The 13039-nt window shown below is 61.7% G+C and carries 12 protein-coding genes; 8 read left to right on the plus strand and 4 right to left on the minus strand.

Translation table 11 applies throughout. The annotated features are described in order from the left end of the window. Positions 1 to 29 precede the first annotated feature (29 nt). Together JFV30_RS27165 and JFV30_RS27170 are read right to left on the minus strand one after the other, a co-directional pair. Positions 30 to 884: a sulfurtransferase gene (locus JFV30_RS27165; protein ID WP_169386907.1), complete on the minus strand. Its 855-nt coding sequence runs from the start codon at positions 882 to 884 to the stop codon at positions 30 to 32. Positions 885 to 923: 39 nt separating this feature from the next. Continuing rightward, positions 924 to 1595 carry a TetR/AcrR family transcriptional regulator gene (locus tag JFV30_RS27170; RefSeq protein WP_010167733.1) on the minus strand — a complete coding sequence of 224 codons (672 nt, stop codon included), beginning with the start codon at positions 1593 to 1595 and terminating at the stop codon, positions 924 to 926. 147 nt (positions 1596 to 1742) lie between these two features. Between JFV30_RS27170 and JFV30_RS27175 the strand changes: the two genes are divergently transcribed. The 5 genes from JFV30_RS27175 to JFV30_RS27195 all read left to right on the plus strand — a co-directional run bounded on the left by JFV30_RS27175 (position 1743) and on the right by JFV30_RS27195 (position 6482). Then, a complete protein-coding gene (locus tag JFV30_RS27175) occupies positions 1743 to 3170 on the plus strand; it encodes a coniferyl aldehyde dehydrogenase (RefSeq protein WP_201125617.1) in 1428 nt (475 codons plus the stop codon). 28 nt (positions 3171 to 3198) lie between these two features. Beyond that, on the plus strand, positions 3199 to 3744 hold the full coding sequence (locus JFV30_RS27180) for a hypothetical protein (RefSeq protein ID WP_010167737.1): 546 nt from the start codon (positions 3199 to 3201) through the stop codon (positions 3742 to 3744). 33 nt (positions 3745 to 3777) lie between these two features. Continuing rightward, positions 3778 to 5373, plus strand: a complete 1596-nt coding sequence (locus tag JFV30_RS27185) for a GMC family oxidoreductase (protein WP_169386904.1) — start codon at positions 3778 to 3780, stop codon at positions 5371 to 5373. A 114-nt stretch (positions 5374 to 5487) separates the two neighbouring features. Then, complete coding sequence (gene coaD / locus JFV30_RS27190; protein WP_003176711.1) at positions 5488 to 5967, plus strand: pantetheine-phosphate adenylyltransferase; 480 nt, start codon at positions 5488 to 5490, stop codon at positions 5965 to 5967. Positions 5968 to 6230: 263 nt separating this feature from the next. Beyond that, on the plus strand, positions 6231 to 6482 hold the full coding sequence (locus JFV30_RS27195; protein WP_003213796.1) for a YfhL family 4Fe-4S dicluster ferredoxin: 252 nt from the start codon (positions 6231 to 6233) through the stop codon (positions 6480 to 6482). Here the strand turns inward: JFV30_RS27195 and mutM are convergent. Further along, entirely contained in the window at positions 6479 to 7291 is an 813-nt protein-coding gene (gene mutM / locus JFV30_RS27200; protein WP_201125618.1) for a bifunctional DNA-formamidopyrimidine glycosylase/DNA-(apurinic or apyrimidinic site) lyase, read from the minus strand. The genes JFV30_RS27195 and mutM overlap by 4 nt on opposite strands. A 21-nt stretch (positions 7292 to 7312) precedes the next feature. Next, positions 7313 to 8125 carry an HDOD domain-containing protein gene (locus JFV30_RS27205; RefSeq protein WP_201126246.1) on the minus strand — a complete coding sequence of 271 codons (813 nt, stop codon included), beginning with the start codon at positions 8123 to 8125 and terminating at the stop codon, positions 7313 to 7315. Between the two features lie 188 nt (positions 8126 to 8313). Between JFV30_RS27205 and JFV30_RS27210 the strand changes: the two genes are divergently transcribed. The 3 genes from JFV30_RS27210 to ilvD all read left to right on the plus strand — a co-directional run bounded on the left by JFV30_RS27210 (position 8314) and on the right by ilvD (position 13005). After that, on the plus strand, positions 8314 to 9510 hold the full coding sequence (locus JFV30_RS27210; protein ID WP_010167754.1) for a class I SAM-dependent rRNA methyltransferase: 1197 nt from the start codon (positions 8314 to 8316) through the stop codon (positions 9508 to 9510). Between the two features lie 199 nt (positions 9511 to 9709). Then, positions 9710 to 10903 carry an MFS transporter gene (locus tag JFV30_RS27215; RefSeq protein ID WP_201125619.1) on the plus strand — a complete coding sequence of 398 codons (1194 nt, stop codon included), beginning with the start codon at positions 9710 to 9712 and terminating at the stop codon, positions 10901 to 10903. A gap of 260 nt (positions 10904 to 11163) precedes the next feature. Then, positions 11164 to 13005, plus strand: a complete 1842-nt coding sequence (ilvD, locus tag JFV30_RS27220; RefSeq protein ID WP_010167756.1) for a dihydroxy-acid dehydratase — start codon at positions 11164 to 11166, stop codon at positions 13003 to 13005. The last annotated feature ends 34 nt before the right edge of the window (positions 13006 to 13039 follow it).

Below are 13039 nucleotides of genomic sequence, written 5' to 3' on the forward strand. Positions count from 1 at the left end.
AGTTTTGATTGGGTTGGGTCAGGTAGACCTCAGTCGCCGGTTGCAACTTCCCGCGTTGGATCAGTAATCCACTCGCTCCACGACCCCGCGTACAACTTGCCCAACGGGTAACCCGCCAGGCACAGGGCGAACAGGTTATGGCAGGCGGTCACGCCCGAACCGCAGTACGCCACCAGGTCATCCGGCGAGCGGTCCTGCAGCTTGGCGGCGAAGCGTTGCTTGAGTTGCTCGGCCGGCAGAAAACGACCGTCGCTGCCGAGGTTTTCATTGAACGCCGCACATTGGGCGCCCGGGATATGCCCGGCAACCGGGTCAATCGGCTCCACTTCACCGCGAAAGCGCGGCTGGGCGCGGGCGTCGATCAGGGTCAGGCCGGGCTGGCCGAGGCGTTTTTGCAGGTGTTCGGCGTCCAGTAGCAAGTGGTTGTCCGGCGTGCCGCTGAAGGTCCCGGGCTCGATCACCGGCGCGTCCAGGCTCAGGGGGAAGCCCGCCGCGTGCCAGGCTTTCAGGCCGCCATCGAGGATGAACACCCCGTCGCGCTTGCCCAGCCAGGCCAGCAGCCACCAGGCGCGGGCGGCGTAGGCACCGGGGCCGTCGTCATATAAAACGATATCGCTGTCGGCGTTAACGCCCCATGCCCGCAGTTGCTGGATAAACGCATCCGGCGCCGGCAGCGGATGGCGACCGGTCACGCCCTTGGTGACCGGCCCGCTGAGGTGACGCTCCAAATCCGCATACTGCGCCCCTTCGATATGCCCTTCGGCGTAGCTGCACAGGCCGTAATCCGGGTCTTCCAGGGCAAAGCGGCAATCAAGGATCACCAGCCCGCCGGCCTTCTGGCGCTCGGCCAGTTGCTGGGGGCTGATCAGTTGGGCAAGCGGCATGACTGACTCCTGTGGCTAGGTTAGCGTTCGGGAAACATCCTACTTCACTTCTTCCAGCGCCTGATTCAACGGCACGTAAAACTCTTTGAACAGCGCATCCACCGCATCCCTGGCCTTGGGCGTGATAAACCCGGCTTCCAGCACCAGCACCTGGTACACACCGCGCTTAATGGCCTCGGCGCTCAGGTGGGTGGACTTTTCATTGGTGGTGCACAGGAAACGCACCCACGAGGTGAGGATGATCCAGGCGTTGAGGGTCAGGGCTTCGGTTTGCACCGGGTCCATGTTCAGGATGCCCGCATCGACAAAACCCTGGTAGATGGCCGCGCCCTGGATCAGGCAGCGCTGGGAAAACCGCCGGTAGCCGGTGGCCAGTTCCGGGTCGCTTTCCAGCAGGTGTTCGAGGTCGCGGTGCAGAAAACGGTAGCGCCACATGCCGGCGAGCACCGCCTGCAGGTAGAAGCGCTTGTCTTCCACCGTCACCGCGCGGCCCTGGGGCGGGCGCAGGAAGCTGTCCACCAACGCTTCGTACTCGCGAAACAGCACCGCGATAATCGCCTGCTTGTTGGGGAAGTGGTAGTACAGGTTGCCCGGGGAAATCTCCATATGGGCAGCGATATGGTTGGTGCTGACACTGCGCTCGCCCTGCTGGTTAAACAGCTCCAGGCTGGTTTGCACAATGCGCTCGCTGGTCTTGACTCGTGGTGCCATGGGAAATCAACTTCTAGACCCGTGATGGCGGCATCTTACGGACTATCCTTGTCCGGATAAATCGGCACGTTCGTGCAATGTTATTTGACAATTTAGAGCAATGACTCTAAAAACTGAAGCATTCCAATAAAAATCGGGAACTTCGCCATGTCTGCCAACGTTGCCTACCTGCAAGATTCCCAGGCGCTGGATCAGCTCCAGGACCTGTTCGACGCTCAACGCCGGGCCTACGCGGCCAACCCGATGCCGCCGGCGGCCCAGCGCCAGCAATGGCTCAAGGCCTTGCGCGACCTGCTGAGCGATGAGCGCCAGGCGCTGATCAACGCCATCAGCAGTGACTTCAGCCACCGCAGCGCCGACGAAACCCTGTTCGCCGAGCTGATGCCCAGCCTGCATGGCATTCACTACGCCAGCAAACACCTCAAGGGCTGGATGAAACCTTCCCGTCGCGCTGTAGGCATTGCCTTCCAGCCCGCGTCCGCCAAGGTCATCTATCAACCGCTGGGGGTGGTCGGGGTGATCGTGCCCTGGAACTACCCGTTGTACCTGGCCATCGGCCCACTGGTGGGCGCCTTGGCGGCCGGTAATCGGGTGATGCTCAAGCTCAGCGAATCCACCCCCGCCACCGGCCAGTTGCTCAAGGCGCTGCTGGCGAAAATCTTCCCGGAAGACCTGGTGTGCGTGGTGCTCGGTGAGGCGGAAGTGGGCATGGCGTTCTCCAAACTGCGCTTCGACCACCTGCTGTTCACCGGCGCCACCAGCATCGGCAAGCACGTGATGCGCGCGGCGGCTGAACACCTGACGCCAGTGACCCTGGAACTGGGCGGCAAATCACCGGCGATTGTTTCCGCCGACGTGCCGCTCAAGGACGCCGCCGAACGCATCGCTTTCGGCAAGGCGCTGAATGCCGGACAGACCTGCGTAGCACCGGACTACGTGCTGGTGCCGGAAGACCGGGTCGACGGTTTCGTCGAGGCCTACAGCAAGGCGGTTCGCGGGTTTTATCCGACCCTGGCCGACAACCCTGACTACACCGCGATCATCAACGAACGACAACTGGCCCGGCTCAACGGCTACGTGAAAGACGCCACCGACAAGGGCGCCACCCTGATCCCACTGTACGACCAGGGCCAGGACCGGCGCATGTCCCACAGCCTGCTGCTGAATGTCAGCGACGACATGACCGTGATGCAGGACGAAATCTTTGGCCCGGTGCTGCCGATCGTTCCGTATCGCGGCCTCGACCAAGCCTTTGCCTACATCAATGAGCGTCCTCGCCCACTGGCGCTGTATTACTTCGGCTACAACAAGGGCGAACAGAATCGCGTACTGCACGAGACCCATTCCGGCGGCGTGTGCCTGAACGACACCCTGCTGCACGTGGCCCAGGACGATATGCCGTTCGGCGGCATCGGCCCGTCGGGCATGGGCCACTACCACGGCCATGAAGGCTTCCTGACCTTCAGCAAGGCCAAGGGTGTGCTGATCAAGCAGCGCCTGAACGCGGCCAAGCTGATTTACCCGCCTTACGGCAAATCCATCCAGAAGCTGATCCAGAAGCTGTTCGTCCGCTAACAAACCCATCACCGGGATAACAATAAGAATGAACCCTAGCCTGACTGAATCACCCGCGCTGTCACGGCGCGGCGTACTGAAAATCGGCCTGTGCGCCAGCGCCTTCCTGGCCACCGCCGGGCTGGGCGCCAGCCTCAGCGGCTGCTCCAGCAGCACCCCGGCCAGCGGCTTTGCGATGTTGCGCAGCAGCGACCTGCCGTTTTTGCGGGCGGTGATCCCGGTGCTGCTGGAAGGCGTGGCCAGCGCCGACGTGGTGGTGGCCGGCATCGACGACACCCTGAAAAAACTCGATTTCAGCCTGCAACACCTGTCGCCGGAGATGTTCAAGCTCACCCAGCAACTGTTCGATGTGTTGGGCATGGCCATCACCCGCGGGCCGCTGACCGGCGTGTGGGGAAGTTGGGAAAACGCCAGCAGTGAGCAGATCCGCACCTTCCTGCACCGCTGGGAAAACAGCTACCTGAACCTGCTGCGCATGGGCCAGGGCTCGTTGCTCAAGCTGGTGATCATGGCCTGGTATTTCCGCCCCGAGTCCTGGGCGCATTGCGGTTACCCCGGCCCACCGAAAATCTGATTCGCATCCCGATAAAAACAAGAGAAGACCCTGATGCCTGTACCTGACGTATTCCGCGATGGCATGGCCCGCGGCTGGAAGACCCACAATGGCGCCGCCCTCGACCAGGACCTGACGCTGGAAGCCGACGTCGCGATCATCGGCAGCGGCGCCGGCGGCGGCACCACCGCCGAGATCCTCAGCGCCGCCGGCTACAAGGTGCTGTTGATCGAAGAAGGCCCGCTGAAAACCAGCAACGACTTCAAGCTGCTGGAGGACGAGGCCTACGCCAGCCTCTACCAGGAAGGCATCGGCCGCATGAGCAAGGACGGCGCAATCACCATCCTGCAGGGCCGCGCCGTCGGCGGTACCACGCTGATCAACTGGACCTCCAGCTTCCGCACCCCGGACCCGACCCTCGCCCACTGGGCCAGCGAGTACGCAGTGAAGGGCCACAGCAGCGCCGAGATGGCGCCCTGGTTCGAAAAAATGGAACAGCGCCTGGGCATCGCGCCCTGGGCCATGCCACCGAATGCCAACAACGACGTGATCCGCAAAGGCTGCGAAAAGCTCGGCTACAGCTGGCACGTGATCCCGCGCAACGTGCGCGGCTGTTTCAACCTGGGGTATTGCGGCATGGGCTGCCCGGTCAATGCCAAGCAATCGATGTTGGTGACGACCATTCCGTCCACCCTGGAGAAAGGCGGCGAGTTGCTGTACCTGGCCCGCGCCGAACGCCTGAAATTCAGCGGTGACACCATTACCAGCCTCGAATGCGTGGCCATGGATCAGTACTGCGTGGCCCCCACCGGCCGCAAGATCACGGTCAAAGCCAAACACTACGTACTGGCCGGCGGCGGTATCAACAGCCCGGCGCTGCTGATGCGCTCGGATGCGCCCGATCCCCATTCACGCCTGGGCAAACGCACCTTTTTGCACCTGGTGAATTTTTCCGCCGGGCTGTTCGACGAGGTGATCAACCCGTTCTACGGGGCGCCGCAGTCGATCTACTCCGATCACTTCCAATGGCAGGACGGCACCACCGGCAAAATGTCCTACAAGCTCGAAGTGCCGCCGTTGCACCCGGGCCTGGCCAGCACCTTGCTCGGCGGCTACGGCACGCAGAACGCGCTGGACATGGGCCAGTTGCCCAAGACCCACGCCATGCTTGCCCTGTTGCGGGACGGCTTCCACCCCGACAGCCCGGGCGGCAGTGTTGAACTACGCGGCGATGGCACGCCGGTGCTCGACTATCAAGTCTCGCCCTACGCCTGGGACGGCCTGCGCCGGGCGTTTCACAGCATGGCGGAGATTCAGTTTGCCGGTGGCGCCAAGTCGGTGATGCCGCTGCACGGCGATGCGCGCTACGTGAACACCCTGGCCGAAGCCCGCAGCATGATTGACGGTTTGAACCTGGAATTGCACCGCACGCGGCTCGGCAGTGCCCATGTGATGGGCGGTTGTGCCATGGGTGAAGAACCGAAAAACGCCGTGGCGGACAGCCTGGGTCGTCATCACCAACTGCGCAATCTGTCGATTCACGATGGCTCGCTGTTCCCTACCAGCATTGGGGCAAACCCGCAGTTGTCGGTGTACGGATTGACGGCGCAACTGGCGACAGCGTTGGCCGAACGTCTGAAAACAGCGTGAAAAAATAGGGTATTCGTCCTGTCTATAGTGCTTTCTTCTGAATAAGTCGACTTGGCCCACCGGTAATGCTGCGATACCATCCGGTTCCCCAACGGACTCCGCCAGGACGACGCGATGAACCGAGTGTTGTACCCAGGTACCTTCGACCCAATCACCAAGGGCCATGGAGATCTGGTCGAACGCGCCTCGCGCTTGTTCGACCATGTGATTATCGCGGTCGCTGCCAGCCCCAAGAAAAACCCGCTGTTTCCCCTGGAACAGCGTGTGGAGCTGGCCCGTGAGGTCACCAAGCATCTGCCCAACGTTGAAGTGGTCGGCTTCTCGACGCTGCTGGCGCATTTCGCCAAGGAACAGAACGCCAATGTGTTCCTGCGTGGCCTGCGGGCGGTGTCGGACTTCGAATACGAATTCCAGCTGGCCAACATGAACCGCCAACTGGCGCCGGACGTAGAAAGCCTGTTTCTTACACCGTCGGAGCGTTATTCGTTCATTTCTTCGACGCTGGTGCGGGAAATTGCCGCGCTGGGCGGGGATATCACCAAGTTTGTGCACCCGGCTGTGGCGGATGCTCTAACCCTGCGATTCAAGAAATAATTCTGGTCTTTTGGCTTATTGTGGCGAGGGGGCTTGTCTGTGGTGAGCGGGCTTGCCCCGCGCTGGGCCGCGAAGCGGCCCCAATAAAGACGCCGCGTAGCTTCAGGTAAAATCCCGTCGCCTGGGTTGGGGCCGCTGCGCGCCCAGCGCGGGGCAAGCCCGCTCACCACAGACAAGCCCCCTCGCCACAGGGGCGCCAATGCGGCACAATTGCGCGCATTAGTTTTCAGATGCCTTGGCTGACAGCCCTGGCAGGAGTTTCCATGTCCCTGATCATCACCGACGATTGCATCAACTGCGACGTCTGCGAACCCGAGTGCCCGAACGCTGCTATTTCCCAGGGTGAGGAGATCTACGTGATCGACCCCAACCTGTGCACCCAGTGTGTCGGCCACTACGACGAACCCCAGTGCCAGCAGGTCTGCCCGGTGGATTGCATCCCGCTGGACGAGGCTCATCCGGAGACGGAAGAGCAACTGATGGAGAAGTACCGGTTGATTACCGGGAAGGCCTAAGTCTGGCACCGCGGGCAAAACACACTTGCCCGCTGCCCCAGCATCACACTGCGTAATTCGGTCCCACAGACCTTGCACGCCTCGCCACCGCGGCCATAAACGAACAACTCCTGCTGGAAATATCCAGGCTGCCCGTCGCCGCCGATAAAGTCCCGCAGCGTGGTGCCGCCGCGTTCGATCGCCGCGGCCAGGATGCGTTTGATCTCGATCGCCAGCTTCAGGTAACGCCCACGGGAGATGCCCTTGGCTTCCCGACGCGGATCAATCCCGGCGGCAAACAGCGCTTCCGTCGCGTAGATATTGCCCACGCCCACCACCACCGCGTTGTCCATGATGAACGGCTTCACCGCCATCGACCGCCCGCGAGACAGCTGGAACAGCCGCTCGCCGTCAAACAGGTCGGTCAACGGCTCCGGCCCCAGGCGAATCAGCAACTCATGGTTCAGCGGGTCGAGGCTCCAGAGCATCGCGCCAAAGCGCCGCGGGTCGGTGTAGCGCAGGGCCAGGCCCGACTCCAGCTCGATGTCCACGTGTTCATGCTTGGCCGCCGGGCTGCCGGCTTCCACCAGCCGCAGGTTGCCCGACATGCCCAAGTGGCTGATCAAGGTGCCGACTTCGGCATTGATCAACAGGTACTTGGCCCGCCGCTCCACCAGCACGATACGCTGCCCGGACAGCCGTACATCCAGGTCTTCCGGGATCGGCCAGCGCAGACGCCGCTCACGCACCACCACGCGGCTGACCCGCTGGCCTTCGAGGTGCGGCGCAATACCGCGCCGGGTGGTTTCGACTTCCGGTAATTCGGGCATGTGTACCTCTTGGGGAAAGGGTCAGTGCGCACCCAGCTCGCGGATCGACAACTTCAAACTTTCGAAGTCGTAGTCCGACAGGCCGATATGGTCCAGCACCAGCGGGCCGATGGCGTTCCACTCATGGTCATCCACCTGATTACCCAGCACGCGGTAGGACGCACAAATGTGCTCGGCCATTTTCAGGATCGCCAGCAGGTTTTTCAGCTGCGGCTTCTGGTTGGACTCGTCGCTGAAAATCGCCAGGGCATTGTGGTGATTGGCAATGGCGTCGGTCACATGCTCCGGCAGGCGCCAGGATTTGGCGGTGTAGTAACCCACCACGGCATGGTTGGTGTTGAACACCCGGTTCTCGGTATCAACCACGCGGCATTCAGGGCCGGCGCTGGCATAGGCCTCTTCCAGCACGCTCATGTAATTGGGGAAACGCTTGAGCATCAACGGCACGCCGCAATCGTGGAACAGCCCCAATGCGTAGGCTTCATCGACGGCCTGGCTGCCGGTGCGCTTGGCCAGGGCCAGGCACGTCATGGCCACGTCCTGGGCGGTGTCCCAGAAACGGTTGAGGGTGACGATGGTGTCGTCGCTCATCTCGCCCTTGATCGACTGGGCGTTGATCAGGTTGACGATCGAACGGCTGCCCAGCAGGTTCACTGCGCGCTGGATCGAGACAATCTTGTTGCTCAGCCCGTAATACGGCGAGTTGACGATTTTCAGCAGCGAGCCGGAGAGGCCCGGGTCCTGACCGATCAACCGGGCAATCACTTCCAGGTCCGGGTCGGGCATGTACTGCTCCATCTGCAAATCCACCATGATTTGCGGTTGAGGCGGCACACTGATGCCTTGAAGGCTCTGTTGGATCTGTTCGGCGGATAGCTCTTGGGACATAGGGGGCACACTCTGGACTAGGCGGCGATTCTAACCTTTATAAAGCATTGGCCGACACCTCCCCGCACATCCGGCGGCGCGGTCATTTCCTACGCAACACGGTATACTCCCGCTCTTTTTTCCGGAGCGACGTCATGTCCCTGCCAAGCCTGCGTCTCAAAGCCAACGCCGATCGTCGTTTGCGCAACGGCCACCTGTGGGTCTACAGCAACGAAATCGACGTGGCCGCCACACCTCTTCACGGCTTCCAGGCAGGCGACCAGGCGATCCTGGAAGCCGCCGGCGGCAAGACCCTCGGCATCGTGGCCATGAGCCCGAACAACCTGATCTGCGCCCGTCTGCTGTCGCGCGACATCAAGCTGGCGCTGGACAAATCGCTGCTGGTGCACCGCATCAACGTGGCCCTGTCCCTGCGTGACCGCCTGTTCGACAAGCCGTTCTACCGTCTGGTGTACGGCGATTCCGACCTGTTGCCGGGCCTGGTAGTCGACCGTTTCGGCGACATCCTGGTGGTGCAGATCGCTTCGGCGACCATGGAAGCCCATAAAGAAGACGTGATCGCCGCACTGACCCAAGTGCTCAAGCCAAGCGGCATCCTGTTCAAGAACGACTCTGCCGCCCGTGATGCCGAAGGCCTCAACCGCTACGTCGAAACCGTATTCGGCCTGGTGCCGGAGTGGGTTGCCCTCGAAGAAAACGGCGTGAAGTTCGAAGCCCCGGTCATTCAGGGCCAGAAAACCGGCTGGTTCTACGACCACCGCATGAACCGCGCTCGCCTGGCCCCGTATGCCAAAGGCAAGCGCGTACTCGACCTGTACAGCTACATCGGCGGCTGGGGCGTGCAAGCCGCGGCCTTCGGCGCCAGTGAAGTGTTCTGCGTCGACGCCTCCGCCTTCGCCCTCGACGGTGTTGAGCGCAACGCGGCACTGAACGGTGTTGCCGAGAAGATGACCTGCATCGAAGGCGACGTGTTCGAAGCCCTCAAAGAACTGAAAGCCAGCGAAGAGCGTTTCGACGTGATCGTGGCCGACCCACCGGCCTTCATCAAGCGCAAGAAAGACATGAAGAACGGCGAAGGCGCCTACCGCCGCCTGAACGAGCAAGCCATGCGCCTGCTCAGCAAGGACGGCATTCTGGTCAGCGCTTCGTGCTCCATGCACTTGCCGGAAGATGACCTGCAAAACATCCTGCTGACCAGCGCCCGTCACCTGGACCGCAATATCCAGATGCTGGAACGCGGCGGCCAGGGCCCGGATCACCCGGTGCACCCGGCGATTGCCGAGACCCGGTATATCAAGAGCATTACTTGCCGGTTGTTGCCGAATAGCTAAGTAACATCGCGGACCAAATGTGGGAGCTGGCTTGCCTGCGATAGCATCACCGCAGGGTATCTGACATACCGAGGTGCTTGCATCGCGGGCAAGCCCGGCTCCCACACAAGTCCATATAGCTTCCCGCAACGGTTTTGATTGAATTCCATTTTTCGCAGACTAGTATCGGTTTCTGGTTTCACTCCGGAAAACAACAACAATGTCTGAGTCCTACGCCCAGCCCAATGGCGACGTAAAACGCCAACAGTTCTCGCGCTTCGTCCTCATCACTTGCATCTCCCTGATCAGCTTTTTCCCGATCAATATCCTGCTGCCCTCCTTTCCTGCCCTGGCCGTGAAGTTCGACACTTCAACCGCCGAGGTCGCCTTATCCATCAGTTTGTTCACCCTGGTATTCGCGATTTCCCAACTGATCGCCGGCCCGCTTTCAGACAAATTCGGACGCAAGGAAGTCCTGCTGGGATGCATCGTTGTTTCCACCCTCGGCTCGATCGGCTGCGCACTCGCAACCAGCTACCCGAGCTTCCTGCTGTTTCGCGCCGTCCAGGCCATTGGTTGTGGCTTTTTTGTACTCGGCCATGCACTGGTGGAAGACCTGTTCGAAGAACAGGACCGCGCCCGCATCCGTATCTATTACATGACCTTGAGCGGATCGTTTGTTGCGCTGTCGCCGCTCTTGGGTTCGTGGCTGCAAACCACATTCGATTGGCAGGGCAGCTTCTACGGGTTTGCGGTAATGGCGCTGGGCATGTTTATCCACGCCTGGCTGATATTGCCGTCCAAGGCCGCCAGCCCTGAAAGAGCACCCGTCTCGATCATCGCCACGCTGAAATCCATCGCCGGGAATCGGGACTTCATCCGCTATTGGTGGATCGCCGCGTTGGTGTTCGCCTGTTACTTCGCCTTGATCAGCGTGACGCCGCTGATATTCATGGATGAGTTGAAGCTGTCCGAATACCAGTACGCGGTGGTACTGATGGTGTATGGCATCGCCTATCTGCTGGGTGGCGTTGCGGCGAGCGCCTTGCAAAAACATATCTCCCTCACGCGGCAAATCAACATTGGCCTGGTCCTGCTCGGCGTCGCCGGCGTGCTGCTGGCGCTGATCATCCGCTATGAGGCCATGACCACCATCAGCCTGCTCATCCCGATGCTGATCAGCGCCCTGGCCGTGACCCTGGTCCGCCCAGCCGCGATTTCCGCGGCCATGCTGCTGTTCTCCAGCAGCGCCGGCACCGCAGCCTCGGCCGGCAACAGCATCATGTTCATCACCGCCGCCGTCAGCAGCGCCGCGCTCGCCCAAGCGGGAAGCAACCTGCCGATGACCATCGCCATCAGCTTCATCGTGTTCAGCGTCTGGGGTGTGGTGACGAACGCCCGAGTCGGTCGCTGACCGTGAAACTTGCACACCCACACGTCTCGTAAGCGCTATCTACACGCTCGCGGCCATTCCCTCCGGCCGCCAGCGGTGTAGAATCGGACCTATTCATCGCCAGTCATCCCCCGGCGGGTTTATGAGCTCAAGGCCAATGCGCACGGCGATCCCGCAGCGTTTGAGGCAACTTCCGGACACACGGCCATTTTCTGAGTGTTCCAGACGTCAATAGAAGCTCACTTCCCCTTTAGCACCTGATTAGCCGCCCGGAGTGTTCCATGCCAGATTACCGCTCGAAAACATCCACCCACGGCCGCAACATGGCCGGCGCCCGCGCTCTGTGGCGCGCCACGGGGATGAAAGATGACGACTTCAAGAAGCCGATCATCGCGATTGCCAACTCGTTCACCCAGTTCGTACCCGGCCACGTCCACCTCAAGGACCTGGGCCAACTGGTCGCCCGCGAGATCGAACGCGCCGGCGGTGTAGCCAAGGAATTCAACACCATCGCCGTGGACGACGGCATCGCCATGGGCCATGACGGCATGCTGTATTCCCTGCCGAGCCGCGAGATCATCGCCGACTCCGTGGAATACATGGTCAACGCCCACTGCGCCGACGCCATTGTGTGCATTTCCAACTGCGACAAGATCACCCCCGGCATGCTGATGGCCGCCCTGCGCCTGAACATCCCGGTGATCTTCGTCTCCGGTGGCCCGATGGAAGCCGGCAAGACCAAGCTCGCCTCCCACGGCCTCGACCTGGTCGACGCCATGGTCATCGCCGCCGATTCCAGCGCTTCTGACGAGAAGGTCGCGGAATACGAGCGCAGCGCCTGCCCGACCTGCGGTTCGTGCTCCGGCATGTTCACCGCCAACTCGATGAACTGCCTGGTAGAAGCCTTAGGGCTGGCCTTGCCGGGCAACGGCTCGACACTGGCCACCCACAGCGACCGCGAGCAACTGTTCCTGCAGGCCGGCCGGACCATCGTCGAGCTGTGCAAGCGTTACTACACCGAGAACGATGAGTCGGTGTTGCCGCGCAACATCGCCAACTTCAAGGCGTTCGAGAACGCCATGACCCTGGACATCGCCATGGGCGGTTCCACCAACACCATCCTGCACTTGCTGGCCGCCGCACAGGAAGCCGAGATCGACTTCGACCTGCGGGACATCGACCGTCTGTCCCGTCACGTGCCGCAACTGTGCAAAGTCGCGCCGAACATCCAGAAGTACCACATGGAAGACGTGCACCGCGCCGGCGGGATCTTCTCGATCCTTGGCTCTCTGGCCCGCGGCGGCCTGTTGCACACCGACCTGCCGACCGTGCACAGCAAATCCATCGCCGAAGGCATCGCCAAGTGGGACATCACCCAGACTGACGACGAAGCCGTGCATACCTTCTTCAAGGCAGGCCCTGCCGGCATCCCGACGCAGACCGCGTTCAGCCAGTCGACCCGTTGGGACACCCTCGACGACGACCGTGAAAACGGCTGCATCCGCAGCGTCGAGCACGCCTACTCCCAGGAAGGCGGCCTGGCCGTGCTGTACGGCAACATCGCCCTCGATGGCTGCGTGGTGAAAACCGCCGGCGTGGACGAGTCGATCCACGTGTTCGAAGGCCGCGCCAAGATCTACGAAAGCCAGGACAGCTCGGTACGCGGCATCCTCGCGGACGAAGTGAAAGAAGGCGACATCGTCATCATCCGCTACGAAGGCCCGAAAGGCGGCCCGGGCATGCAAGAGATGCTCTACCCGACGTCGTACCTGAAATCCAAAGGCCTGGGCAAAGCCTGCGCCTTGCTCACCGACGGCCGTTTCTCGGGCGGTACTTCGGGCCTGTCCATCGGCCACGCTTCGCCGGAAGCCGCTGCGGGCGGTGCCATCGGCCTGGTGCAGGATGGCGACAAAGTGCTGATCGACATTCCGAACCGTTCGATCAACCTGTTGATCAGCGATGAAGAACTGGCGGCCCGCCGGGTTGAGCAGGACAAGAAAGGCTGGAAGCCGGTGGAGAAGCGTCCGCGCAAAGTCACCACCGCGCTGAAGGCTTACGCCCTGCTGGCCACCAGCGCCGACAAGGGTGCTGTGCGTAACAAGGCGATGCTGGACGGCCTGTAAGCCTCGCCCATAAAAATGCCCCGCCAGGTGCGGG

Source organism: Pseudomonas sp. TH32 (assembly GCF_016650855.1).
Classification (GTDB): Bacteria; Pseudomonadota; Gammaproteobacteria; order Pseudomonadales; family Pseudomonadaceae; genus Aquipseudomonas.

Excerpts from the sequence above, each read along its gene's own strand:
- JFV30_RS27165 (WP_169386907.1), bottom strand. The coding sequence starts at position 884 with ATGCCGCTTGCCCAACTGATCAGCCCCCAGCAACTGGCCGAGCGCCAG.
- JFV30_RS27170 (WP_010167733.1), bottom strand. The coding sequence starts at position 1,595 with ATGGCACCACGAGTCAAGACCAGCGAGCGCATTGTGCAAACCAGCCTG.
- JFV30_RS27175 (WP_201125617.1), top strand. The coding sequence starts at position 1,743 with ATGTCTGCCAACGTTGCCTACCTGCAAGATTCCCAGGCGCTGGATCAG.
- JFV30_RS27180 (WP_010167737.1), top strand. The coding sequence starts at position 3,199 with ATGAACCCTAGCCTGACTGAATCACCCGCGCTGTCACGGCGCGGCGTA.
- JFV30_RS27185 (WP_169386904.1), top strand. The coding sequence starts at position 3,778 with ATGCCTGTACCTGACGTATTCCGCGATGGCATGGCCCGCGGCTGGAAG.
- coaD (WP_003176711.1), top strand. The coding sequence starts at position 5,488 with ATGAACCGAGTGTTGTACCCAGGTACCTTCGACCCAATCACCAAGGGC.
- JFV30_RS27195 (WP_003213796.1), top strand. The coding sequence starts at position 6,231 with ATGTCCCTGATCATCACCGACGATTGCATCAACTGCGACGTCTGCGAA.
- mutM (WP_201125618.1), bottom strand. The coding sequence starts at position 7,291 with ATGCCCGAATTACCGGAAGTCGAAACCACCCGGCGCGGTATTGCGCCG.
- JFV30_RS27210 (WP_010167754.1), top strand. The coding sequence starts at position 8,314 with ATGTCCCTGCCAAGCCTGCGTCTCAAAGCCAACGCCGATCGTCGTTTG.
- JFV30_RS27215 (WP_201125619.1), top strand. The coding sequence starts at position 9,710 with ATGTCTGAGTCCTACGCCCAGCCCAATGGCGACGTAAAACGCCAACAG.
- ilvD (WP_010167756.1), top strand. The coding sequence starts at position 11,164 with ATGCCAGATTACCGCTCGAAAACATCCACCCACGGCCGCAACATGGCC.